The following is a 25,262-nucleotide window of genomic DNA, read 5'->3' as shown; positions in this document are numbered from 1 at the left end:
AGCGGACGGACAAGCATCAGGTCTAGCGCTGAAAGCCGCAGAACAATTGCCCATTCAAGCATGCTTTTTTGGTAAAAATTAAAATCCCGCCTCAATCTCTTCGCGTCTTAGCGCGACGAAATCGACGATCTCACTCATTGGCGTGAACTCGGCTACCAGATCGCTCAGCACGGTCCGGGCGGACACCGAATCGCCGGCCTCAATCAGCTCGATGAGCCGGCCAAGGATGACCTGCAATTCGCCCCATTCGATAAAGTTTTCGTGCGCGCGCAATATGCGGGGGTGGCTGGACGGGCTGGGATTGTTACCGATAAGCAGTTCCTCATACAGCTTTTCACCCGGCCGCAGTCCGACATGTTCGATGGCGATATCGCCATCGCGGGCACCTTCCTCGCGCACCTTTAACCCAGACAGCTCAATCATTGACCGTGCTAGGTCAACGATCCGTACAGGCTCGCCCATGTCTAACACGAATACGTCGCCCCCCTGCGCCATACCTCCCGCCTGAATGACGAGTTGAGCCGCCTCGGATATCGTCATAAAATAGCGGGTGATATCCGGGTGAGTGATGGTGATTGGCCCGCCTGCCGCAATCTGGCTGCGAAACAGCGGCACAACTGAGCCACTGGATCCCAAGACGTTGCCGAAACGCACCATGCAGAATTTGCCCGGCACGCCATCCGCGTCGATCGCCTGCAGCAGGATTTCTGCAAGACGCTTGGTAGCACCCATGACGTTGGTCGGGCGCACTGCCTTGTCGGTGCTGACCAGCACAAAATTGGCAACGCCATGCGCTCGCGCCGCCGTGGCGACATTCAGCGTGCCCAGGACATTGTTGGCAATGCCGTCAATCAGATTATGCTCCACCAAAGGCACGTGTTTGTAGGCGGCGGCATGATAGATGGTGTGGGGCTGCCAGCTTCGTATGATCTCATCGACCCTGCGCGCATCCCGAACCGTTGCCAGCAGCGGCACGACCGACCGGACGGTGGCCGTGCCATCGGCCATTTCACTTAGCAATGACTGATGGATGGCGTAGAGATGATATTCACTCGAATCGAGCAGCAGCAGGATGTCAGGACCGAGCCGCGCGATCTGGCGACAGATTTCGCTGCCGATCGATCCTCCTGCCCCGGTCACTAGCACCACCTTTCCAGTCACGTTGCGGCGAAGCAGTGCCTCGTCGGGCGCGATCGGAGCACGCCCCAGCAAATCTTCGATCTCTAATTCCCTCAGATCGCTGAACGAGACGATCCCGCGGGCAAGGTCGTCAACGCCTGGCATCGCGCGGACATGAAGCCCGGTGCCCTTCAGCGTGCTGATGATTTCGTTACGCCGCGCGCGAGACGTCTTGCTGATCGCCAGCAGCACGTCGGTGACGCCCTGACGCTCGACCAGACGCGACAGGTCGTTCGGTGCATAAACCCGGACCCCGTTGATCGTTGCTTTCCGCAAGGTCGTGTCGTCGTCGATGAAGCCCACCACGCGGACTTGTCCGCTGACCTGCAGCGCCGATGCCAGCTGTCGCCCCGATGCGCCTGCTCCATAAATTGTCACGCGCGGCTTGTCCGCTTCGGCGACGGCGTTGCGATACTGGTGACCCAGCCACGCACTGGCCAGGCTTCGCGAGCCTGTGACAAGCAGCAACAGCAAGATCGGTTGGATCAAACCGATGGTTCTGGGTACGCCATCGATGCTAATGAAGGTGAAGATCAGCGCAAAGGGGAGGGCAAATACAGAAACGGCCTGCACGATGGCGACTAGAGCCGCTGCCCCTGCATATCGGAAGATTGCTCGATACAAACCGAAGACGACGAATAACGGCAATGCGATCAGGATTGTCGCGATGGTCGGATACAGGATCGGACCGAAGAATTCAGGCCATTCACTGGTTCGAAGATAATAGGCGAAATGCACGCTGGCCGCGCAAAGCACGGCGTCGGCCGACAAGGCGACGGCACGTTTGGTGCTGCGCGGAAGCGCCAGCACTCTGTTGGTAACCGACACTTCCCCCACACGAATACCTGTATTTTGCTGCGCAGGACCAAACGATGGATGATGCATCCGCGAACGCGCCTCTAGTGCGTGACCGATCGATCACCAAGCACCTTCACCATCGTTCTGGCAAGGATAAACAGGTCGAATGCCAGCGATCGGCGTTCCAAATACTCACGGTCAAATGCCACCTTGGCGGGGATCGGCAATTCGTCACGACCGTTGATTTGGGCCCATCCGGTTATTCCAGGCGCCAGCTGGTTGACCCCCGCCTGATCCCGAAGCGCAATTAGATCGTCCTGGTTGAACAGTGCCGGGCGTGGACCCACCAGGCTCATTTCGCCTGTCAGTACGCTCCAGATCTGGGGGATTTCGTCCAAGCTGGTGCGGCGTAGAAAGCCGCCGATAGGCGTCAGGGCCGACCCAGCATCGACCATCAGATGCGTGGCGACCGCCGGTGTGCCGATCTTCATCGTGCGAAATTTGGGCATCCGGAAAATCTGCGCGCCCCGTCCGACGCGGTCGGACCAGTAAAGCGCCGGGCCGGGCGAAGTGCATTTGACCGCGATAGCGACCAGCAAAGCCACCGGAGCGAGCACCAGTCCGGCTGCGACCGCGACCGCCACGTCCATAATACGCTTCGCGTTCACGGCCTCGGTTCCTTAAACATTCGCTCAAGAGCCCTATGCAACTGCTCGGAGGGTTTCCAACTTAATTGCCGCACGGCTTGCTCTGTCTCTACTCTCAAATCTCCAGTGAGACGGCGCACCTCGTCACGCTTTCCCAGCAACCCGCCAACCCCTTGGATTGCTGAAACCGGCACCGGAACCAAACGTGCCGGTTGGCCGATCGCTTGCCCAATAGCCTGCACCAGCGATCGTGTGGAAACATCTTCCCCATCCGCTAGTGTCAGAATAGTATCCTCGACTTTGCACCGGCGTAGTGCACATAGAATTGCCTCCGCGAAGTTGCGGACGGAAATCAAACTGCGGCGATTGTCTAATTTTCCAAACGGCAAAGGCACGCCACGTCTGACAGCGGCTACCAAACGACCAAAATTTCCACCCACATGAGCCCCATACACTAAGGGTGGCCGAAGGATAACAAGGTCCATATCAGTTTGTGTTGTTAGCCTGAAAAGCAAATTTTCTGCTTGAAGTTTTGTTCTGCCATAGTCGTCTTCGGGAGCGGGTGTATCTCGACCAGAAAAAATATGGCCGTTAAATGTTTGTTCGCCATTTACCTTAATTGAACTGGCAAAGACGAATTTGTGGATACCGGCCAAAATTGCGGCCTGCGCGATGATGTCCGTGCCGCTGACATTTGTAGCAGAATACTCTGCTGTCGCACCCCCACCATTTCGCATCACGTGCGTGCGCGCAGCTAAGTGAACGACTGACTGTACATTAGAAAGTCGTTCAGCTAAGTTTAGAACATCGGCCTCCTGCAAATTTCCGACTATAATTTCGTTAGCCAATCCGTTATGATAGCGAACAAGAGGAATTATCTCGATATCAAAAGCCTTGGATATCTTTATTAATTCCCGACCGACAAAACCGTTGCCCCCCGTTACTGCTACTCTCACCGAAAAAACTCCATTGCTTTCATCGGATATTTACTCATAACCATCGCCAGGTTGGAATAAACGCCGTTATCGCGACAAGCTTTTACGACTTCCCGGTTGATAATAAGTCGAGATCGCCAGTTTTCCGTACTCGCGCCGCCGAGGCGCATATGCACCAAAACTTCCGGCAGATGCGCAAACGGCAATCTGGCGCACGTAAGAGCTCGGAGCACGAAATCGAAGTCTGCCGCGATCTTCATATCTGTACGGTAGCGGCCGACACGATCATATGCCTTATGGGTAACGTACATACCGGGATGGGCCGGCATCCACCCCCAACGCGCTCTCTCCGGCGTGAAGCGCGCGCTATTGTACCGTCGAACAGGCCGAAGCTGGTCATTGACGAAGGCGACGTCCCCTAGAACCGCCTCGACATCACCGTAGCGCATGAAATGATCTGCGACTTTGGCAAGCGACGCGGCGTCGGCAAAAAAATCATCGGCGTTCAAAATTCCGATGACATCGCCACTTGCGAGATCGATGCCCTTGTTCATTGCGTCATAAAGACCGCGATCAGGTTCTGATACAAACACGGTGCTTTTGTCTGACATCCGTTCGACGACGGATTGAGTGCCATCGCTTGACAGGCCATCGATGATGATATGCTCAACATTGTCAAATGTTTGCGACTGGACGGACCTAACGGTATCGGCAATCGTCAAAGCTGCATTAAATGCAACCGTAATCACGCTAATTTTCATGTCGGATCAACCTTCGAGGCGCTTGGCTCCGCCGTTTAGTGCTGATGACCCCGGATTGACCGGTTGGCAACCGGCAAGAGCCATTGTCTGCAGTGAACCTAGCGTGGATCGGGCCGTCGATTGCTGCCCATCTGCCGATACACGAAAACTATCCCAATTGATTGTTGCGGTTTGTCGGTGCCTGGCTGTATGTATAGCGTCTTGTTGGCGGGCACGCTCTTTTATTCGATTGCCACCCCGACTTTGAACTGGTGCTGATCGTACGCGAGGAACGCCCGACCGCCACCCGTCGTCTCGTATCGACTAAGAGTTTGATTTGGAACCAAGCTGCTTAATTCCGTTTTGCGATACAGCGTGTGAAGGGGTGGGCGAAGGCGGCGAAGATCCGGGTGGTGGCCAAGACGATTGTCTGTTCAAAATCCTTGGAGAAGCGCCGGTTGCGATGGAGCCATGCGAGAGTTCGGTCAACGACTTAGCGGCGCAGTAGGATTTCAAAGCGCTTTCGGTAGCGCTGATGCTCTGACTGTTGATCACTCCGGTCCTCGGGCTAGCCACGCGACCGCTCGTCTCGCGCAGATAGTATTTCAGCTAATGCCAAAAGCCGTTACCGCGCCACGGAGGGAACCAGCGTCGTATAGTAGGAACAGCCGCAAAACAGGGCACAGAATGCACCACCGCACGTCGCCGCGCAATGGATACAGGATCGCCTCAACGACTTAGCGCATCGGCCACTGGCACGGGCGGCCTACATGCGAAGGACGCGGGGGGAACAGCTCCAGCAGCGCACACTAGGTGTTTGATCCCACGGTTCGATGGTGCGATCCTTTCGTTGGAATGGAAGGAAGCCGCATGGGACAGGTACGTCCATGGCGTAGAAGTGCCCACACGATCCGCACCATTTTGGCCGCAAGAGCGACGATGACGGTGTTTTGATGCGCCCGCGAGAGCAGGCCGCGCACCCAGGCGCCCAGACGTGTATTGCTCTGGCTCATCGTCGGTAGCAACGAACGTGCACCCTAGGGTCAGGACCCATTGATGTGAGCGTCGCGATCTGATTCAGGCTCCGCGAGGAGACCGGAATGAGTGACTTGTTTTGGCTGACGGATGAGCAGATTGAGCGGCTGCGGCCGTTCTTTCCCAAGAGCCACGGCCGGCCGCGGGTAGATGACCGACGGGTTCTGAGCGGCATCGTCTTCGTCAACCGCAATGGACTGCGCTGGCGCGATGCACCCAGCGCCTACGGGCCCCACAAGACGCTCTACAACCGCTGGAAGCGCTGGGGTGAGGCAGGCGAGTTCACGCGGATGATGGAAGGGCTGGCGGCGGCAGGCGCCGAGCCGAAGACGGTTATGATCGACGCCACCTACCTGAAGGCGCACCGCACGGCATCGAGCATGCGGGTAAAAAGGGGGGCCTTGGCCGCCTGATCGGCCGCACCAAGGGCGGCATGAACACCAAGCTCCATGCCGTAGCCGATGCGAACGGACGCCCTTTGAGCTTCTTTATGACCGCCGGTCAGGTCAGCGATTACACCGGTGCGGCCGCGTTGCTGGACGACCTGCCCAAGGCTCGGTGGCTGCTAGGTGACCGCGGCTACGACGCCGACTGGTTCAGGGATGCGCTCCAGGCCAAGGGCATCCAGCCCTGCATCCCAGGGCGGCGGTCCCGCAACGAGCCGGTCAAGTACGACAAGCGCCGCTACCGGCGCCGCAGCCGCATCGAGATCATGTTCGGCCGCCTCAAGGATTGGCGACGGATCGCCACCCGCTACGACCGCTGCCCGACCGCCTTCTTCTCCGCCGTCGCACTCGCTGCCACCGTCATCTTCTGGCTGTGATCAACGAGTCCTGACCCTAGATGGCCTCGACAGTTGCAACTATTTACAAACGCATTTATCGGGACGCCGCGTCAGTCGACAGCGGCGCCCTCTCATCAGGAATAGAATATGCTCAATTTCGGCGTGGTGGGCTGTGGAAGAATTTCCAAACGGCATCTTGATTTACTTGGAACGGGGCAGATTTCTGGCGCGAAGCTGACGGCGATTTGCGACATTCTGCCAAATCGGCTCGCTGAGACGCGTGAACGTCATCCTGTCGCGGCCTATGGCTCGCTCGATGCGATGCTTGCCGATCCCGATATCGATGTGGTCACGATTCTGACGCCTAGCGGAATGCACGCCGAACACGCAATTGCGGCGGCCAAGGCCGGCAAGCATGTGGTCGTAGAGAAGCCAATGGCGCTGCGTTTGGAGGATGCCGATGCGATGATCGAAGCATGCGACCGGGCGCGAGTGAAGTTGTTTGTTGTCAAACAGAACCGTCTAAACGTGCCGGTCGTCAAAGCCCGCGAAGCGCTAGACTCGGGACGGTTCGGAAAATTGGTACTCGGGACTGTGCGCGTCCGCTGGCGGCGCGACCAGAGCTACTACAATCAGGACAGCTGGCGTGGTACCTGGGCTCAGGACGGCGGCGTACTCGCCAATCAGGCCAGCCACCATGTCGATCTTCTAGAATATTTTATGGGCGATGTGGTTTCAGTGCATGCGCGTGCGTCTCGTACCCTTGTTGACATCGAGGCAGAAGACACAGCCATCGCAACGCTGCAGTTCGCCAATGGCGCGCTTGGCATCGTTGAGGCAACCAATGCCGCGCGGCCCCGGGATCTGGAAGGGTCGCTGTCCATCCTCGGCGAAGGTGGCACGGTCGTGATCGGGGGATTTGCCGTCAACAAGATGGTGACATGGGAGTTTACCGAGCCGCAGTCGGGCGATGAGAACGTGCTAGAACAGTTCTCGGTCAATCCGCCGAACGTATATGGTTATGGGCACCAAGCCTATTACGAACATGTCGTCGATTGCATGAACAACGACACAGCAGCGCTGGTCGATGGGCTTGAAGGGCGGCGCAGTTTGGAACTCATCACCGCGCTCTATGAGTCGATAGAATCCGGCCAAGATGTGCCCCTGCGCTTCCGCTCACGCCATTCGCGGCTCGGCGGCTGAAATGGGCGAAATCAAACGTCATTTTGCCAGTGTGCGCGGTGTCGTCACTGGCGATGGCGTCACCATTGTCGAACCGACCAACCTGTATGAATGCATACTGGGCGATCGCGTGTTCGTGGGACCGTTTTGCGAGGTCCAAAAGGGCGTCGTGATCGGTTCGGGTACGCGCGTCCAAAGTCACAGCTTCATCTGCGAATTGGTGACGATTGGTGAGGATTGCTTCGTCGGGCACGGCGTGATGTTCGTGAACGACCGGTTTGCGGGTGGTGGCCCTGCGCGCGGCGACGCACGCAGATGGGAAAGTACCGCGATCGGCGATCGCGTATCGATCGGATCGAATGCCACGATCATGCCGATCTCGATCTGCGATGATGTCGTTATCGGTGCAGGCGCGGTTGTAACAAAGAATATCACCCAGCCCGGTAGCTATGCGGGCAATCCGGCGCGCTTACTGCGCGCCTATTCCTGACCCGTTTTTGCGGAGAGCATATGTCTATCCCTTTTGTCGACCTGTACGCCCAATATTTGTCGCTCAAGGATGAGATCGACGCCGCGATCGCGCGGACCATCGCGGACAGCAGCTTTGTGCGCGGTCCCGATGTCGAAGCGTTCGAGGTTGAATATTCTGAGCTGATGGGCGCCACACACACCGTTTCATGCGCGAATGGTACCGACGCCATTTACATCGCGATGAAGGCTCTTGGCGTAAAGCCGGGTGACGAAGTTATCACGACCGCCCAGAGCTGGATATCGACGTCGGAGACGATTGGTCAGCATGGTGCGACCCCGATTTTCGTCGATATCGATCCCGTGACCTCGGTGATCGACGTGTCGAAGATCGAAGAGAAGATCACGAGCCGAACCGTCGGCATCATCCCAGTCCATCTTTACGGCCAGATGGCAGACATGCCCGCATTGATGACGGTTGCAAAGAAGCATGGTCTGTGGGTGATCGAGGATTGTGCACAATCGCACCTCGCGACCATGGATGGCCGTAAAGCTGGCCGCTATGGCGATATTGCGACCTGGTCTTTCTACCCCGGCAAGAATCTGGGTGCGATGGGTGACGCTGGCGCGATCACCACCGATGACGCCGCCCTCGCTCGCCATATGGCCTGCTTTGCACGTCATGGCGGATTGGTGAAGGGCCAGCACGAGATGGAGGGCATCAACTCCCGTCTTGACGGGCTTCAGGCTGCTGTCCTGCGCGTCAAGCTGCCCCATCTCACCGAATGGACCGCCAGCCGCCGTGCTGTGGCCAAGCGCTATGACCAGCTTCTTGCTGGCACGCCCGGCATCACGCTTCCGACCGAGGTCCAAGGGCGCGAGCATGTCTATCATCTGTATGTCATTGAAACGGATGACCGCGAAGGACTGGCTGCAGCACTCAAGGCGCGCGGGGTGCCAACGGTTGTGAATTATAGATGCTCACTACCCTTCCTCCCCGCCTATGCCCATCTCGGTCATACGCCAGAAGAGTTTCCTGTGGCGTACCGGCTCCAAAGTCGCGTCCTGTCCCTGCCTATTTTCGCCGAACTAACAGAGGCGCAGCAGGATCGGGTAGCGAACGCCGTGCGCGAGTCAGCTACGGTCGCAGCATGAACCGGTCACGCGTCTATGCAATGCCGGTGCTTGGTCGTTACGGACTGACACATGGACTGCTGGCATGGGCGCGTTGCCGTGTTTGGTGTGAGCAAAATGGGGCGGCGATGATTGCCCCCTTCTGGCTCAAGTTGCGCGTTGGTCCCTATCTTCGTCGTGAGCGCGACAAACGAAATTATTTTATGCTGTTCAACGGCGGTGGGGCGATTTCCGGTATCGGTCGCCTTTTGACGCTAGGTCGGGCTCGCCGGATCGAGGTCGGAACGGAATGGCCCGCCAATCCCTCTGAAGAAGGAGGGAGCCCTGTCCTGATGCGCTTTCACAACGCGATGAAGGATAACGAGAAAAAGTCTTTCTCACAGATATTGGGGCACGGTGCCTTTTTGCGCAGGGAAGTGTTGGCCATGACGCGTCAACGCTACCATCCGTCCGTGCCGAACGACCCTTTCGTTGCAATTCATGTGCGAATGGGCGATTTTACACCGATTTCCTCACAAGGCGAAGTTGGCGCGGAGGCCACCAACACAAGGCTTCCGATAGACTGGTACGGTGATCGCTTGGACGCGCTTCGCCGTAGCTTGGGCCACGAAATCCAGGCCATCGTTTTCTCGGACGGATCCGATGAAGATTTGGAACCCTTACTTAGACGCAGCGGTGTTAATCGTGCGGCGAAACAGCAGTCCATCACCGATCTGCTTACCATAGGTCACGGCGTCGCATTGATCGCGTCCGGATCTGGCTTCAGTTTGTGGGGCGCGTTTCTTGGTTCCGTACCGAGAATTTCGTATCCGGGTCAATCGATTGTGCCAATTGACAAGGATGAAACGCGCGATATCGAACTGAGTTTTGGCGAAAACATTCCTCAAACTTTCGCTAAGCATGTGCAGTTGCGAATGGCGGACAAATGACGTGATTCGCGCAATTGCTACTGTATTGCGCGGAAGCATTCTGGCGCAGGCTATCGGCTTTGCCGTCTTGCCACTTCTATCTCGCAACTTCGCACCCGATGCGTTTGGCCACTTTCAAGCATTTCAGGCAATATTTTCATTCCTGCTTATTGCAGTTAGTTTAAGGTACGAAGTAGCAATTCTACGCGCTTCAGATGGAGAAGAGCTATTCTCCGTCATATGGCTTTGTGCTGTTCTCACCGTGACGACATCGATATTAGTCGGTATATTATTAGCGTTTGCATATTTTTTGTCATGGCCAAGCTTTATATTTTCAATCGGGTTTCCATTATGGCTAATTCCGGTAGCGATGATGGTTTCTGGCATCACTCAGCTTCTCGGATATCTGGCTACAAGAGCACATGCCTATAATGTAATCTCGGCGAGCAAAACCGGTCAGGGAATTGCCAATGCCGCACTGGGGTCAAGCCTCGCGTTATATGCGCCAATATCAAGCGGGCTTATACTTGCAGACCTTGTGGGTAGATTTGCCAATCTTGTGATTCTTTTTCGTGGATTGAGATTTGTAATTCCGTCTAAAAATACCTTTGATATTTACTCTATTAAATCGGCTTTTTTTCGGTTCAGTGATCTTTCGGTAGTATCGTTACCAAGTACATTGATCAGCACTGCCGGAACATCAATTACCCCATTGTTTATATATGGTAGTTTTGATGCGGTCACGTCGGGGCAGTTTGGACTGGTTGAGCGGTCAGCGGGTTTACCGATTGCGTTGATCGTCATTGCTGTTTCACAGGTGCATATGGCGCATCTGGCATCCGATCTCCGCAACAATACCGGAACCGCTCGACATAATTTCCGTCGCATTACACTTTTGCTTGGCTGTGTAGCTATTGTTCCGGCCGTTCTGTGCGCGATCTATGCTGAAACGCTATATGCGACCATTTTTGGACCCGGTTGGACCCAAGCTGCGAAGTTTGCGCAATTAATGATGCCTGCTTATCTGCTTGCACTGGTGACGGGCGGAATTAATATGACGCTGACCGTCGTTGGACGTCAAAAAACTCAGTTTGCATGGGACGCCTCCCGGTTCGTGGCTATGGCGTTGCTATGGATAATCGCCCCGGCGATGGACTGGTCGATCATGTCGATCATCGCAGTTCATTCGGCGATAATGAGCATCTTCAGCATCATCATGCTTGTCATATCATATCGCGCCTTGCCGGATGGAACAAAGGCGCTAGATGAAACTGCCGGGATACGCGTTTGTTCTACTAATGGCGCATCGGAAACGGGGGCGTCTCATGACAACATCTCGGCCTAATCGGTTTGGACCGGCAAAATGATCACAATTGTTGACTACGGCGTAGGAAATATCGCTTCGATATCGAACATGTTTGAGCATGTCGGCGTCGATGCGCGCCTGAGCGGCGACCCATATTCCATCGAGCGCGCCAACCGCCTTTTGCTGCCTGGCGTCGGGTCATTTGCTCACGCGATGAAGGTGCTGGAGCACAAGGGTCTTGATACCGCGATCCGTGCCGCTGTGGGCAACGGTGCCAAGGTGTTGGGGGTCTGCCTGGGCATGCAACTGCTTGCCCGCTACAGTGAGGAAGGCAATGTCGGCGGACTAGGATTGATCGCCGCAGACGTTCGCCGGATCCAGCCCTCGACCGAGAATGTCAAAGTACCGAACATGGGCTGGCGTGAGATTGTTCCGGCGACGAGTTCATGGCTCGCAATCCGCGGTGACGCAGTGGAGCGTTTCTATTTCGCGCACAGCTATCACATGATTTGCGACGATCCGGCCGATATCGCCGCAACAATCGATTACGATGGTCCAAAAACCGTGGTGGTGGCGCATGGCAATGTTTACGGAGCGCAGTTTCACCCCGAAAAGAGTCACCGGTTCGGTATGCGTCTTCTCGCCGACTTTGCAGCGCTTCCGTCATGATTCCGCCCCGACTCATTCCCGTGTTGCTGATCGATCGCGACCGTCGCGTGGTGAAGACGATCGGATTTGGCGAGCGAACTTATATTGGGGATCCGTTCAATATCATCCGGCTGTTTAATGAGAAACAGGTCGATGAAATCTGCGTGCTGGATATCGATGCGTCCGCCGATGGTCGCGAACCTGATTTCTCGTTCGCTGCCGCAATGGCAGCCGAATGTTTTATGCCGCTAAGTTATGGCGGCGGCATTTCGACTTTGGTCCATGTCCGTCGTCTGATTGGGGACGGAATCGAGAAAGTCGTGTTGCGTTCGCATACTGGCGAAAGCTTGATTAACGGCATCACACGAGAGTTCGGTGTCCAAGCCGTCGTCGCTTGTCTCGATTATCGGATGTTAAACAATCTCCGATTGGTCCAACCCGGAAACTCACCGCTGGAGCAGGAGGCCGCCCGTCTGGCAGCAGCTGGCGTCGGTGAGATGATCCTCCAGTCGATCGATCTGGACGGCGCGCGAACAGGGATGGACATCGCGGGCATCGCCGCTTTCGCTCCACAATCGCCAGTGCCCGTCATCGCGCTGGGCGGCGCGGGTGAGGTCCGGCATCTGAATGCGGCGATTACCGCAGGTGCGGATGCGGCGGCGGCAGGCAGTGCATTTGCGTTCATTGGACGACGGCGTGCCGTGTTGATAACTTACCCTGACTATATCGAGCGGCAGGAGGTGATGCGCTTATGATCCCCACTGCCAAGTCGTCCATTTGCTCGTTTTGCGTGATGACCGAGGATGCCGACGGCGTCGCGATCGGCGCCGATGGGCAATGTAATTGTTGCAAGGACGCGCTTGCTCGCAAGTCCAGCGAATGGTGGCCTGACGCTGAAGGTGAGCGCCGGATGGCTGCATTGGTCGGGCGGCTGAAGGCGGAGGGAGTTGGTAAACCGTACGATGCTCTGGTTGGGCTGAGCGGTGGCGTCGATAGCGCGTATCTGGCTCATATTATGGCGGCAAGGTACGAACTTCGGTTGCTGGCGGTGCATGTCGATGCCGGATGGAATAGCGAACCCGCGGTCCACAACATCGAAAAGCTCGTCCGCGGCCTTGATCTGGATCTTGTAACCTGCGTGATCGAGTGGTCCGAGGTGCGCGACGTTCAGCGCGCATTCTTGCGTGCAGGCGTGCTGAACCAGGATTTTCCGCAGGACCACGCCTTTTTTGCGATGCTACTGCGACTGGCGCGCCAATATGGCGTCAAATCATTTCTGTCGGGGGTGAATTTCGCGTCGGAAAATCTGCAAATTCCGCATGACGCGCCCAGTTCGACCGACGGCAAGCATGTCTACGAAATCCACCGCCAGTTTGGCCAGCGCCCGCTGGACAACTATCCGATCATGACAATGCTCGAATATCTGTGGACGACTAGGGTGCGGGGCATGCCGAAACGCTATCGCCCGCTCGATTATATGAATTACGACAAGGAAACCGCCCGCGCTGAATTGGAGGCAGTGTACGGGTGGCGCGATTACGGCCCCAAGCATAGCGAATCTCGCTTCACTAAATTCTACCAAGAAGTCTATCTTCCGCGGAAGCTAGGGTTCGACAAACGGCGCTTGCATCTGTCGTCACTGATCGTGTCGGGCCAACTGACGCGCGATCAGGCGCTGGAAGAACTGTCTCGGCCTATTACCAGCGAGCGGCAGGCCGAGCGAGATGCAAGATTCGTCGCTAAGAAGCTTGAGATGTCGCCGGAAGAGTTGTTCGCGCTAATCGACGCACCGGTCGTCTCCCATGACCGCTATGGCAGCGACAAGGCGGTTACGGACCGCTTGCTGAGCGTCCGTGCCAAGTTAAGGAAATTGGTACGCCGATGATGTCTGCCCAGACGCTGTCGGCCGATCGCCACCAACCCGCTGCGCTACAACGCGCGGTGGCGTCAACAAGCTATCTATGGCTAGGCAACATTCTCGTCGCGCTTGCGCTGGTCGGTTATCCACTGGTCTCGTCGGTCACGCAGGCGATCGGCGTGGGCTCCAGCGAGGTCAATATCGGTTATCGCGCGGTAGTCATGGCGTTGAGCCTGTTTCTGACCGGCTGGTCACTGGTGCGTGGCACCTACCGGGTGGACCCCCTGATCGGATTGTTCTTCGCGCTTTATTCGATCCGTCTGATGATCGATCTCAATTACTCGATGCTCTCATCTATTGAGGATGATGCTGCGTTCTTCGTGGCGACGGTTTTAATCCCGACGCTGGCGATGGGGGGGGCCAAAGATTGGTTCCGGGAACGCAGGACTCTGGTCGCGACCATGATCCTTGGCGGTATCGCGGGGCTGTTTATTGCTTATCATCTCGCAACCGGGGCATTGTCCGCAGAACTGGCCGAGCAAAGCGGGGGTCGCGCGACCCTTGAATTCCTGAACCCCATCTCAATTGGATACCATGGATTGTTCATGGCGATGGCGGCGGTGATCCTGATCGCGCAGCATCGCCGCCGAACCTTGGTCGTGCCCTGTCTATTTGTAGCGGCGCTGGGCGCATATCTACTTATCGCATCGGGATCCCGAGGACCAATCCTGGCGATGTTGATCGGACTGATCGTTACAGGTGCAGCCAATCGCCACGCCAATGCGACCTATGTTGTGGGAGCCATGTTGGCGGCAGGTGCCATAGGTTATCTTGGCCTGCCAGAAGGGGTAATCGACCGATTTCGCGACATCGGCTCAGACGCATCCGCACTGGACCGTCTGTATGCCATTCAGTTGTCGATCGATGCCGCGCTCGAAAATCTCTGGTTTGGATATGCCTATATTGAGCCAGTAACGGGTCTGTATCCTCATAACCTGTTGATAGAGGCTGGACTAGCGATGGGGATCATCGGCCTCGTTTTGATGATATGGATCCAAATTTGGCTGCTGTGGAATGCGTGGCACAGGGCGATGACGGGGCAATGGATGTTACCTTATTTGGCGGCGCTGATGTTCACCAATGCATGGATATCGGGGGCAATCTGGAACTCCTCTATATTCTTTATTGTGACATTACTAATGCGGTCTATCCCCGCCCAGAACATAGGTAGGTCGTCATACTAGCTGGGTTATCTCTCATGAGAATACTTCAAAATATTAATTTCTATTCTAGCAATGCAAAGATCTTCAGCCAAAGCGCATCGAGTGGAATTGGTTATATTGAACAGAAGCGCTCGATTATTGAAAGCTTGTTATTAGGCTCACATATTCTTGAGCCTGTTCTCGACTGTGATGAATCAACGTTTTTGTCCGCTGGCAATTTGCTTGCGTTTCAGAAACAGTGGGCACGTGAACATGGCTGGAACAATCCCAAATCCGAAAGTGAAATCCTACTGGCTCAGCTAGAAAGCCATCGATCAGAGGTTTTCTATAATCTTGATCCTGTAAGGTTCGACGATAATTTTATCGCAAAACTTCCGGGGTGTGTAAAAGTCAAAATCGCATGGCTGGCAGCACCATCGCGTAGCGCCACGTTTAATAGGTATGACCGCATCGTAAATAATTTTCCTAGCATCCTACTTGGACAAGCGCGCAGAGGGTTAAATAGCGAATATTTTTTCCCAAGTCATGATGAACGCTTGAACAGGTTTTCCAACAATTCCAATCGAGAAGTTGACATCGTTTTTGTCGGCGGGTTTTCTAGACATCATCTAAACAGGACTGCAATGTTGGGGGAGCTTGCTATTTTATCGGAGAAATACAAAATTGCCCTTCATTTGGACTTGTCGAAGGCGACGAAAATCGCGGAAACTCCATTTGGCTTTATCCCACCGCTTAGGCGTTTCCGGAGATCGGCTCCAATAAAACGGATCTCTCAACCCCCCTTGTTTGGACGGTCAATGTTTGAAAGGTTCTCAAATTCAAAAGTGGTCGTTAATGGCGCGATAGATATGGCCGGTGGAGACCGTGGAAACTTACGGTGCTGGGAAGCTTTAGGTTGTGGTTCACTCCTCCTCACCGACAAGGGAAGCTATCCCGCAGGATTTGAACAGGGCAAGACTCATATTGAGTATGACTCTGGGTATGGAATATCTAACGTACTCGAAGACCTTCTCTCAAATCCCGAGCTTATATCTAGCGTATCCCGAGCTGGGCATCGAATGATTTCGTCCGTTTACTCAAAGTCGAACCAATGGAAGTCGTTTCAACAAATAATAGGTGGTGTTTGATGCTCGATCTCTAAATTCTTTAAATATGCTCACCTTATAAAGGGTTTTCGCATAATGCCTGTTAAACTACAAATACGGTGTTGGTAAATAGAATGACATCGTATAAAATAGTGTATTCACACGACATTTTCGACGCCCAATCTGTGGGAGGGATCAGCCGTTACTATCGCGAGATTCGCCGTGAAATTCAGTCTCTGGAAAATGGGCCGGGAGTAGTCTTTTTTAGTGAACTTTTGGGGGCGTTACCAATCAGTCGCAGATCTATCAATAATCTCTTTTATATTATGTCTCGCGAGATAAAGCTTTGGCAATATTTAAAGAAAAGTTGCAACGTTTTACTGCATCGCACATATTACCCGATTTTCGATTTTTCTCCACGGAATGTATCCGTTATTCACACAATTCATGATATGTACGATGAAGAACACGATCGGTTTTCATTGCGAAAATCGATTCGAAGTCATCTGAAATATAGAGCCGCTAAAAGAGCCGATTTTATTATATGCGTTTCCCAGTTTACGATGGATAGACTGAGTTTTCTGTGGCCGGAGTTTTCAAAAAAGGCCCGGCTTATCCATCATGGTGTAACGCGACTTCCTCACGTTGAGGCGCGCGAACCAAATATACCTTATGCTTTGTTTGTTGGAAAACGGGATAATTACAAAAACTTTTTATTAGTGCTCAAGGCGATATCCAAGGTGCCTGACATAAGGCTCGTCTGCGTTGGAGGGGGAATGCCATCGCATGACGAAACTACTGAAATACAGAGACTGGAATTGCGGGATCGAGTTATTTTTACCAACGCCAATGATGCGCAGCTAGGTGAGCTTTACACGAATGCGGAGTTCTTTGTATACCCGTCATGTTATGAAGGTTTTGGCCTTCCAATATTGGAGAGTTTTGCAAATGGGTGCCCTGTAATTCTAGCTAATATCCCTGTTTTCAGAGAAGTTGCTGGATCTGCCGCAGTATTTGTAGACACTGACGATTGGCTCGGGTGGGCTGAAACGATGCGTAGTATCATGGGTGATCGCGTCTTTAGGGCGCACCTGGTTTCAGCAGGCTATCAGAGGGTGAGCAATTTTCAATGGGAATCCGCTGCGGCGCGCCACATTTGTGTCTACGATGAGCTCATGGATACCAGTAAATAATCGGCAGCATAGCAGGCCCGGAAGTTTGTTAGGTACGCGCTTCTCTACTATTTGGGGTTAGCAAAGCGCGACTGTTGAGCAGGGCAAAGGAGTTGGTAGTCCGATGCTTTTATCCGATCTGCCAGCTCACCAAGAGCAGATGCTCTGTACAAGACCGTAACTGAAAACGTTACTGCGCTTTCATACGTGGGATTAGTGCTGAGTTGTAATTTCAGAAGAAATCTTCTGCCCAGGCAAACAAGCGCGCAGCCCGGTACCCTACTTCCTTCGGGCCTTACCACCAGCACATCTTACGCGCCTGATCTGAAATTGGGCATCGTGGACAAAGGTTGACGTGCGGCTTGCGTGTTGATTCAAGGCTGTCTTTTGGAGGCGGTTGGGCGAGCGGATTGGGGTGTCGGATGAAGAGTGGGCGCTGATCGGGCCGTTGCTGCCCGTTGAGCATGGTCGTGGGTGCCGTCCTGCCGGAGACAACCGACCTTATTTTGAAGGCATGATGTGGATGGCGCGGTCGGGGGCGCAGTGGCGCTTGCTGTCGGACGAAGATGGCAAGTGGAACAGCGTGTTCCGGCGCTACCGGCGCTGGGTCGAGACCGGCGTGTTCGATGCGTTGCTGGAGACGCTGGCCGAAATGGTGGAGCGCGACACCAGCGCCGACATGATCGACAGCACGGTGGTTCGGGCGCATCATTGCGCCGTCGGGCTAAAAAAGGGGATCAAGAGACCCAGGGGCTCGGCCGCTCACGCGGCGGCTTCACCACCAAACTCCACGCCCGCTGCGATGGACACGGTCGCCCGCTCTGCTTCGTCCTGACACCGGGCCAGACGCGCGACGTGCACGGCTTCGGCCCGCTGTTCCGGATGCTCGGCGACCGGATCGAGGCGCTGCTCGCCGACAAAGGTTATGACGCCGACGCCATCCGCGCGGAACTTGCCACTGCTGACGTCGAGGCGGTTATCCCCGCCAAGAGCAATCGCCGCATCCTCATCTCGTACGATCGCGCGAAATATCGCTGGCGTAACCTCGTCGAGCGCCTGTTCAGCAAACTCAAGAACTGGCGACGCATCGCCACACGCTACGACAAAACCAAAGAATCCTACCTCGGCTTCGTCGCTCTCGCTTCAATCAAGCTCTGGATACCCTTTGTCCACGACGCCTAAGTTGAGTGGTATCGGCGCGTTAGCTCGACAGCTGCCCTGGACGCCTGAATCGGGGGTGCGACAAACTTCCGAAGGTCGTCGATGTAGACCGACACCACTCGCGTACACTCTGCACGCGCGAGCAACACGTTGCCAGCGATTTGACCAATGCTACGTGTTTAATCTCGGCATCTGGTGGATCGGGTTTACGTTGAACCGGCCTGGCTCTGACGTGCAGACCTTGGCGATGTATTCGTAGGGTGTGAGCCCGCTGAGCGTCTTGAGGCGGCGGGCAAAATTGTAGGCTACCGTGAAGTCGGTGAGGTGGGTCCGAAGCTGGTCATGGCTGTCGTAATGGAAACGTTTGACGGTCGCCTCCTTGATCGTCCGGTTCATCCGCTCGACTTGGTCGTTGGTCCACGGAAGGTTCGGTCTCTTGAGCCGGGGCTCAATGCCGTTTGCCTCGCAGATCATGTCGAAGCCCATCTGCCGCGACCAGGCGGTGTTGCAGTTGCGGGGTTGCTCAGCGAACTGAATGCCATTGTCGGTCAGAATGGTGTGGATGCGACAAGGCACGGCTTTCAGCAGATGGTCGAGGAACTCCCACTCAGTGCGCCTGTCGGCCTTGTCGATAGTTGAATGACCGCGAACTTGCTCTTGCGGTCGATGCCAACGAACAGGTAGAGCCTGCCTTCGGCGGTTTGCACTTCGGCAATATCGACGTGGAAGAGGCCGATGGGATAGCGCTTGAAGCGTTGCCGCTTCGGTTTGTCGCCTTCGACGTCAGGCCGACGGGATATGCCGTGCCGCTGAAGGCAACGATGCAGCGCTGACCGGGCCAAGTACGGGATCGACGGCTGCAAGGCGTAGAGGCAGTCATCGAGCGGCAGTAACGTGTAACGGCGGAATGCCACACCCATTGCCCCCTTCGCCTCGGACAAGGTGGTGGAATGAGGGGCCTTCGGCCCGGTCTTCAGATCCTCGACCGTCGCCCGCTTACGCCACCTCGCGACCGTCTTCGGATTTATCCCCGGATCACGGCTCAGCGTCGAGAGCGAAGCTTGCGATCGCTGTATTGCTGCTCGGACGGCGTGCGTGGTCGTGGCGCACCCATGACGTACCTGTCCCATGCGGCTTCCTTCCATTCCAACGAAAGGATCGCACCATCAAACCGTGGGATCAGACACCTAACGCCATCGCTGCCTTTAAGGCTATGGCGATCTCAAGGAGGTGTGTGCACGGACGGCGATTTGGGGCAGATCCCACACCTGGTTGGTGGTCGGACTATATGGTTTGCAATCCCGCAACCGCGCTCGACAGAACCGGTTACATTTGACTTTGTCATAGGTTCGACTACGCCGCACAATTATGAACGGCACGAAATTAAGGAACGGTTGGAGCCGACCGGCCTTCTCGTTGATTCTGCTCTTCGCCTTTATAACCGTGTTGTGGGTGAGTGGGGGGAGCTCGCGGGGCGACGTGCTCGGCCAGACAGTAGTCAGGGCCGCAGCTTGGCTGTTTCTGGTGATGGGCGTTTTGGGGCTCGGTACGATTGAAGTGCGCGACTGTCGGCCTGTCGCCCTGCTGTTGCTGGGAATCGTCGCCCTCCCGTTATTACAACTTTTGCCGCTTCCGCCATCGGCTTGGTCTCGATTACCGATCGGCGAGCTGTACAGCGCTCCTGTTCTCGATAGCCAACTTTGGCGGCCGCTGGCGATGTCACCAGGTGCGACGCTTAATTCGCTATCTTCGCTCATCGTGCCGCTGACCACGTTGCTTCTGATGGCCGGACTTGCGCAGGAAGACCGGCATAGGGTCGTCCATTTGCTGCTCGTTATGGTAGTTCTTTCGATATTAATTGGGCTGATACAGCTTTCTGGAAGCGGTTTTTTTAATCCGTTAGTCAATTACCGAGCGGGCAGCGTCAGCGGCACCTTTGCCAATCGTAACCATTTCGCACTGTTGCTGGCGATAGGCTGCATGATCGCCCCACTCTGGGCGCTGACCCGTCGCGATCAGGCCGGCTGGCGTTTGCCGGTGGCCATTGCGCTGACGTTGCTGGTTGCACTCACGATTCTAGCAAGTGGTTCACGCGCTGGCGTGTTGCTTGGGGCACTTGCCCTGATACTGGCACCCCTGATAACGCGGGAACAGGTCGTCCGCATTTTTCGAGGCCTGCCACGATGGGCAATGCCGACTGCGATTGGCGCGATATTTGCTGCCGCGATCGTGATTATTGCGATCAGCTTCTACGCAGGCCGCGCGGAGTCGATCGATCGGCTGGCGTCAGCGGATATTGACAGCGACATGCGCAAATTGGGGCTGCCAGCGGTTGTCGAAATCGCGACATCCTATTTCCCATTCGGCGTGGGGTTTGGCAGTTTCGACGCTGCCTTCCGAATTGCGGAGCCAAGCGAAATTCTACAAATCTATTACTTCAATCATGCCCATAATGATTGGCTTGAGCTGGTGTTGGAATCAGGCGCATTCGGTCTAGTTGTGGCAGGGGCGGCAACGCTTTGGTGGCTGGCAGCTAGCTGGAAGGTTTGGCAGCACAGCAAATCCGTTTCTCAGACAAGGGTAAATGGGCGTTTCGGGTCTGCGGCGCTTTTTCTAATCATGCTCGCGAGTGTCGTCGACTACCCTGCACGGACCCCCATGATCATGGCAATTGCGGTCGTCGCAGCCTGTTTGCTGGCCTGGGGATCTAAGGCACATGGCAACGATAGTTTACCCGGTGAAGACCGGTCCCTATAGACACCTTGTTTCCCAGAAATTTGGAACCGCCGCGCATGCGCAAAATCTGCATTTCTCTCTCCCTCCTGCTGTGCGTCAGTGCTTGCGGATCGCCCGAGCCGATCCGTTCCAGCGGTGAACTGACTGTAGTAGAAGGAAGCAGCATATTGCCTGCGCCCGACCGTGGCGATTTGACCGCCGCAGATCGACCTGCACTGATTGGCCCGTTGGATACGATTGAAGTCGATGTGTTTGGGATCCCAGATCTACGCCGCGAAATGCAGGTTGATGCAGGCGGGCGAATTGCCATGCCGTTGGCAGGAACTGTGGATGCCCGCGGCAAAACTGCGGAAGAGCTGTCGCGAGCGATCGAGGCCGCATTAAGCGCGCGTTACGTCCGCGATCCCCAAGTGACGGTCAACATCAAGAGTTCGGTCAGCCAAGTCGTTACAATTGATGGTCAGGTGGTCGAACCGGGCCTTTATCCGGTGACAAACCAAATGACGTTGATGCGAGTAATTGCCTCCGCGAAGGGCTTTTCGGAATTTGCTCGGCAGGAGGATGTGGTCATCCTGCGCACAGTGGGGGAACAAAGGATGGCGGGGCTGTATAACGTCGCTGCCATCCGCCGCGGTGCATATGACGATCCCCCGATTTACGCCAACGACGTGATTATCGTTGGCGATTCTCCGCAACGTCGCCTGTTCCGCGACTTCGTTGCAGTGTCGCCGCTTCTGGCGGCACCCCTGATCGCCGTTCTTCAGTAAGGCTGCGTTTTTCGATGAATCTCGTCACGACCAATTTGCCAGGCGGCGCTGGCTATGCTGCACCGCTTCCGAGCGACTCGCGCATCGCCCATGCCGACACGACGCCGGTGATCCGCCAATATCTGCGGATCGCGATACGGTGGCGCTATGTCATTATCGGCATCACGGCGGCGTGCGTCATCCTTGGCTTGATCGCCACTTTGCTGATGACGCCTCAATATACGGCGACAACCGAAATCGAGATTCAGCGCGAATCGAACCAGTTGACCAACTTCCAAGGCGCTGAGACTGAAACCAGCATCGCCGATCAAGAATTCTATCAGACCCAATACGGCTTATTGCAGTCGCGCACGCTGGCCGAGCGGGTTGCGGCTCAGTTGCGGTTAATTGACGACCCTGCATTTTTCGAGCGATTCGGCGTTGATGCAGATGAACCCGGCTTCGAGCAGGCGGGGGGACGCTATACCGCCGCCGGTCGAGCGACCCGTCAACGCGTGGCAGGCGAATTGTTGCTCGACAACTTGGCGGTATCGCCAACGCGCCTGTCGCGACTGGTCGATATCAATTTCACGAGTCCTGACCCACAATTCTCTGCGCAGGTGGTGAATGCCTGGGCAGAAAATTTCATCCAGACGAACCTGGAACGTAAGGTGCAGGCGACAGCATACGGCCGAAACCTGCTTGAGCGAGAACTTACACAAGCGAAGGAACGGCTTGATGAATCGCAACGACAACTGGTTGGCTATGCGACTGATCAACGCCTGATCAATCTGCCGACACAGGGCAATACTGAGGGTACAACGTCCGAACGTTCGATCGTGGCCGACGACCTGGTCGCTCTGAACACGGCATTGTCGCAGGCCACTGCCGATCGCATTGCCGTCGAAGCGCGCTACCGCCAAGCCGGACGAGCAGGTGCGTCGAGCGAGGCATTGCGCAATCAGGCAATCAATAATCTGCGTCAGAGGCGCGCCGAGCTGGCGGCCGAATACCAGGAATTAATGGTACAGTTCGAACCCGAATATCCCGCGGCTCGGGCCATCCAGTCGCAGATTAGTCAGCTCGATCGCAGCATCGCGAGCGAAGAGACGCGGGTGTCGAATTCGCTACTGGCCGATTATCGTCAGGCGCAGGAGCGCGAGCAGGGACTTCAAACGCGCGTCGATCAGCTTAAATCCAGCTTCCTGGACGACCGGCGGCGCAGCATCCAATACAATATCTTCCAGCAGGAAGTGGATACCAACCGCGCGCTGTATGACGGCCTGCTTCAGCGATACAAAGAAATCGGCGTCGCCGGGGGCGTTGGCGTTAACAATGTGTCCGTCGTCGATCAGGCTGATGTGCCGCAGCGGCCGTCTAGTCCACGCTTGCTCGTCAATCTGGCAATTGCACTGCTGGCCGGACTTGGTCTTGGCGCTGCCGCGGCCTTCGCACTGGAGCAGATGGATGAAGCCATTGCCGACCCTGCAGAAGTCGAGCGTCGCCTTGGTCTGCCGCTGCTCGGATCGGTGCCCAAGGTCGATGGCATGACCCCCAAGGAGGCCTTGCTCGACCGCAAGTCCGAACTGGTCGACGCCTATCTGGCGATCCAGACCAACTTGGCCTTTACCACCGAGCATGGCGCCCCAAGGTCGCTCGCTGTTACATCCACGCGGCCTGCCGAGGGCAAATCGACCACTGCGCTTGCGGTGGCGACGATGTTTGCCCGTGCGCAAAAGAAGGTCATTCTGGTCGATGGCGACATGCGCTCCCCGTCGGTGCATCATCTAGGCGGCGTTGATCATGACCGAGGGTTGAGCAATTTCCTTGCCGGACAGGATGACATCGCCCCGCTGCTGTTCGAGATGCGTGACCTTGGTTTTACGGCAATGTCAGCTGGCCCCATTCCGCCTAATGCGGCGGAACTGCTGACGGGCAACCGGCTCGCCCTGCTGATCTCGCGGCTGCTCGAAACCTACGACCATGTCGTGATCGATTCGCCGCCGGTTATGGGGCTTGCTGATGCCCCGCTGATCGCAAGTCGCGTCGAAGGTATTGTTTATGCGGTCGAGTCACACGGCATCCGCTCAAGTCTGGTCAAGACCGCACTGGCAAGATTAGCGGCCGCGAATGCGCGTATCTTTGGCGGCGTGCTCACCAAATTCGAAGCGCGCAAGGCGCATTACGGTTATGGATATGAATATGGGTATGGCTATGGCCGTGATGGCAAGAACGATGCCTGACGCTGATGGGTCGTCGTAAATCCCGTCTGTCCTCGCGGACGCCTAGAGAATGGGGCATCCGCGCCGCCATCGCGGCGATAGCACTTGTGCTCGCTTATTTTGCGGTTACCCATTCATTAGCCCAGGTGCTGCGCACAAAAGCCCCGGAGCGGGCTTATGCTATGTCACCTTATGATGGTCGAATTACTGCTTATCTCTCAGGCGAAATGTCAGGGCCAGAAGCGACGACCGAACAACGGGCGAAATCCGATAGGCTCGCGCTGCGGGCGTTGCAGCAAGATGTAACCGCTGTTGCCGCGGTCGCGACGCTTGGCCTGAACGCGCACATTCGTGGCGAATTGGCCAACGCGCGCCACTATTTTGCGTACTCTAATAAATTATCACGACGCGACTTGCGCACGCGTTTGTGGTTGATTGAGGACGCCGTCGCGCGCGAGGACGTTGCCGGGGCACTCCGGAATTATGATATAGCCCTGCGAACATCTCGCGCTGCGCCGGATCTACTTTATCCAGTCTTGGCGTCGGCAATCAACGACCCCGCAATCCGGACTGAATTAGTCAAAATATTCGCCAACGGACCAGAATGGGGCGTCCATTTTCTTAATTATCTCGCCACTCAGGGAGATGATCCTGAGGCAGCGGCACAACTATACATTGAACTGAGCCGTGCGGACTTGGCCATATCGGATTTTGCTACATCGGGCATAATAAACAAATTAATCGATGAAGAGAACTACATCATAGCCTGGACGTATTATAGCGCGGCTAGGAATATCAAAGAGCGCGATAGGGTGCGAGACCCCAACTTCAAAAGCACGTTGGCGAATCCATCTCAGTTCGATTGGACCCCAATGGGTGGTGAGGCTGGAATTTCCACGGTAATCCGGGGGGAAGCATCTGGTGGCGGCTTCGAATTTTCGGCTCCTTCTAGTGTTGGTGGTCCTCTTCTTCAACAATTGCAGATGCTATTACCGGGTACCTATTTGCTAGAAGGACGAAGCATCGGGATTGATCAAGACATACGTTCTCTACCTTATTGGAGCCTGACATGCATCGATGGCCGAGAATTGGGCCGAGTAGTTGTCGCCAATTCTCGTCAATCGAGTAGAGGATTTAGCGGACGTTTTATCGTCCCTGCGGACTGCCCTACGCAACGTCTCCGTCTTGTAGCGCAGTCGTCCAGTGCTATCGGCGGACAATCTGGAAAAATTGAAGAAGTGCGTATTCGCGCTGTTCCATAGTTTCGGGAACAACGTCTAGTTCTCGACAACAGC

Annotated in this window: 21 protein-coding genes and 3 pseudogenes; 18 read left to right on the top strand and 6 right to left on the bottom strand. The window is 55.7% G+C overall.

Annotated elements, in window-relative coordinates:
- Nucleotides 1-78: 78 nt before the first annotated feature.
- The 5 genes and pseudogenes from ACX0GZ_RS13935 to ACX0GZ_RS13915 all read right to left on the bottom strand — a co-directional run.
- A complete protein-coding gene (locus ACX0GZ_RS13935; RefSeq protein WP_458817342.1) occupies nucleotides 79-2,064 on the bottom strand; it encodes a polysaccharide biosynthesis protein in 1,986 nt (661 codons plus the stop codon).
- Nucleotides 2,065-2,078: 14 nt separating this feature from the next.
- Complete coding sequence (locus tag ACX0GZ_RS13930) at nucleotides 2,079-2,645, bottom strand: sugar transferase (RefSeq protein WP_458817341.1); 567 nt, start codon at nucleotides 2,643-2,645, stop codon at nucleotides 2,079-2,081.
- Entirely contained in the window at nucleotides 2,642-3,580 is a 939-nt protein-coding gene (locus ACX0GZ_RS13925; RefSeq protein ID WP_458817339.1) for an NAD-dependent epimerase/dehydratase family protein, read from the bottom strand. Before ACX0GZ_RS13925 ends, ACX0GZ_RS13930 begins: the two co-directional genes overlap by 4 nt.
- Nucleotides 3,577-4,320 carry a glycosyltransferase family 2 protein gene (locus ACX0GZ_RS13920; RefSeq protein WP_458817338.1) on the bottom strand — a complete coding sequence of 248 codons (744 nt, stop codon included), beginning with the start codon at nucleotides 4,318-4,320 and terminating at the stop codon, nucleotides 3,577-3,579. The genes ACX0GZ_RS13925 and ACX0GZ_RS13920 overlap by 4 nt, the downstream gene beginning before the upstream one ends.
- 788 nt (nucleotides 4,321-5,108) lie before the next feature.
- Nucleotides 5,109-5,336: pseudogene (locus ACX0GZ_RS13915) on the bottom strand (hypothetical protein); the annotation flags it as partial.
- Between the two features lie 63 nt (nucleotides 5,337-5,399).
- On the opposite strand from ACX0GZ_RS13915, the gene ACX0GZ_RS13910 reads away from it, so the two are divergent.
- The 14 genes and pseudogenes from ACX0GZ_RS13910 to ACX0GZ_RS13845 all read left to right on the top strand — a co-directional run bounded on the left by ACX0GZ_RS13910 (nucleotide 5,400) and on the right by ACX0GZ_RS13845 (nucleotide 18,284).
- A protein-coding gene (locus ACX0GZ_RS13910; protein ID WP_458817337.1) for an IS5 family transposase occupies nucleotides 5,400-6,157 on the top strand; the annotation gives its coding sequence in 2 pieces (ribosomal slippage) (nucleotides 5,400-5,721 and nucleotides 5,721-6,157; 759 coding nt in all).
- A gap of 108 nt (nucleotides 6,158-6,265) precedes the next feature.
- Nucleotides 6,266-7,321, top strand: a complete 1,056-nt coding sequence (locus tag ACX0GZ_RS13905) for a Gfo/Idh/MocA family protein (RefSeq protein WP_458817336.1) — start codon at nucleotides 6,266-6,268, stop codon at nucleotides 7,319-7,321.
- 1 nt (nucleotide 7,322) lies between these two features.
- Nucleotides 7,323-7,790 carry an acyltransferase gene (locus tag ACX0GZ_RS13900; protein ID WP_458817335.1) on the top strand — a complete coding sequence of 156 codons (468 nt, stop codon included), beginning with the start codon at nucleotides 7,323-7,325 and terminating at the stop codon, nucleotides 7,788-7,790.
- Between the two features lie 20 nt (nucleotides 7,791-7,810).
- Nucleotides 7,811-8,923, top strand: a complete 1,113-nt coding sequence (locus ACX0GZ_RS13895) for a DegT/DnrJ/EryC1/StrS family aminotransferase (RefSeq protein ID WP_458817334.1) — start codon at nucleotides 7,811-7,813, stop codon at nucleotides 8,921-8,923.
- The gene (locus ACX0GZ_RS13890) at nucleotides 8,920-9,831 is read left to right on the top strand and encodes an O-fucosyltransferase family protein (RefSeq protein WP_458817333.1); all 912 of its coding nucleotides are present in this window, start codon (nucleotides 8,920-8,922) and stop codon (nucleotides 9,829-9,831) included. Before ACX0GZ_RS13895 ends, ACX0GZ_RS13890 begins: the two co-directional genes overlap by 4 nt.
- 1 nt (nucleotide 9,832) lies before the next feature.
- On the top strand, nucleotides 9,833-11,155 hold the full coding sequence (locus ACX0GZ_RS13885) for a lipopolysaccharide biosynthesis protein (RefSeq protein ID WP_458817332.1): 1,323 nt from the start codon (nucleotides 9,833-9,835) through the stop codon (nucleotides 11,153-11,155).
- 18 nt (nucleotides 11,156-11,173) lie between these two features.
- Entirely contained in the window at nucleotides 11,174-11,785 is a 612-nt protein-coding gene (gene hisH / locus ACX0GZ_RS13880) for an imidazole glycerol phosphate synthase subunit HisH (RefSeq protein WP_458817330.1), read from the top strand.
- The gene (locus tag ACX0GZ_RS13875) at nucleotides 11,782-12,519 is read left to right on the top strand and encodes a HisA/HisF-related TIM barrel protein (protein ID WP_458817329.1); all 738 of its coding nucleotides are present in this window, start codon (nucleotides 11,782-11,784) and stop codon (nucleotides 12,517-12,519) included. Before hisH ends, ACX0GZ_RS13875 begins: the two co-directional genes overlap by 4 nt.
- The gene (locus ACX0GZ_RS13870; protein ID WP_458817327.1) at nucleotides 12,516-13,649 is read left to right on the top strand and encodes an N-acetyl sugar amidotransferase; all 1,134 of its coding nucleotides are present in this window, start codon (nucleotides 12,516-12,518) and stop codon (nucleotides 13,647-13,649) included. The genes ACX0GZ_RS13875 and ACX0GZ_RS13870 overlap by 4 nt, the downstream gene beginning before the upstream one ends.
- Nucleotides 13,646-14,866: an O-antigen ligase family protein gene (locus ACX0GZ_RS13865; RefSeq protein WP_458817324.1), complete on the top strand. Its 1,221-nt coding sequence runs from the start codon at nucleotides 13,646-13,648 to the stop codon at nucleotides 14,864-14,866. The genes ACX0GZ_RS13870 and ACX0GZ_RS13865 overlap by 4 nt, the downstream gene beginning before the upstream one ends.
- Before the next feature lie 14 nt (nucleotides 14,867-14,880).
- On the top strand, nucleotides 14,881-15,972 hold the full coding sequence (locus ACX0GZ_RS13860) for a glycosyltransferase family protein (protein WP_458817322.1): 1,092 nt from the start codon (nucleotides 14,881-14,883) through the stop codon (nucleotides 15,970-15,972).
- A gap of 92 nt (nucleotides 15,973-16,064) precedes the next feature.
- Nucleotides 16,065-17,123 carry a glycosyltransferase family 4 protein gene (locus ACX0GZ_RS13855; RefSeq protein WP_458817320.1) on the top strand — a complete coding sequence of 353 codons (1,059 nt, stop codon included), beginning with the start codon at nucleotides 16,065-16,067 and terminating at the stop codon, nucleotides 17,121-17,123.
- Nucleotides 17,124-17,517: 394 nt separating this feature from the next.
- Nucleotides 17,518-17,676 (top strand): annotated as a pseudogene (locus ACX0GZ_RS13850) (transposase); the annotation flags it as partial.
- Nucleotides 17,622-18,284, top strand: coding sequence for an IS5 family transposase (locus ACX0GZ_RS13845; RefSeq protein ID WP_458817318.1), 663 nt, complete (start codon nucleotides 17,622-17,624; stop codon nucleotides 18,282-18,284). The pseudogene ACX0GZ_RS13850 and the gene ACX0GZ_RS13845, both read left to right, overlap by 55 nt.
- 150 nt (nucleotides 18,285-18,434) lie before the next feature.
- Here the strand turns inward: ACX0GZ_RS13845 and ACX0GZ_RS13840 are convergent.
- A pseudogene (locus tag ACX0GZ_RS13840) lies at nucleotides 18,435-19,393 on the bottom strand (IS481 family transposase).
- A 238-nt stretch (nucleotides 19,394-19,631) separates the two neighbouring features.
- Here ACX0GZ_RS13840 and ACX0GZ_RS13835 point away from each other — a divergent pair.
- The 4 genes from ACX0GZ_RS13835 to ACX0GZ_RS13820 are packed head-to-tail and all read left to right on the top strand — an operon-like array spanning nucleotide 19,632 to nucleotide 25,229.
- Nucleotides 19,632-21,020: an O-antigen ligase family protein gene (locus ACX0GZ_RS13835; RefSeq protein WP_458817316.1), complete on the top strand. Its 1,389-nt coding sequence runs from the start codon at nucleotides 19,632-19,634 to the stop codon at nucleotides 21,018-21,020.
- A gap of 35 nt (nucleotides 21,021-21,055) precedes the next feature.
- Entirely contained in the window at nucleotides 21,056-21,766 is a 711-nt protein-coding gene (locus ACX0GZ_RS13830) for a polysaccharide biosynthesis/export family protein (RefSeq protein WP_458817314.1), read from the top strand.
- A gap of 14 nt (nucleotides 21,767-21,780) precedes the next feature.
- A complete protein-coding gene (locus tag ACX0GZ_RS13825) occupies nucleotides 21,781-23,988 on the top strand; it encodes a GumC family protein (RefSeq protein ID WP_458817312.1) in 2,208 nt (735 codons plus the stop codon).
- A 5-nt stretch (nucleotides 23,989-23,993) separates the two neighbouring features.
- Nucleotides 23,994-25,229: a tetratricopeptide repeat protein gene (locus ACX0GZ_RS13820; protein ID WP_458817310.1), complete on the top strand. Its 1,236-nt coding sequence runs from the start codon at nucleotides 23,994-23,996 to the stop codon at nucleotides 25,227-25,229.
- The last annotated feature ends 33 nt before the right edge of the window (nucleotides 25,230-25,262 follow it).

Source organism: Sphingomonas aestuarii, assembly GCF_054457155.1.
The sequence above is the reverse complement of the archived record's forward strand: the minus strand, read 5'-3'. Positions and strand labels throughout refer to the sequence as shown.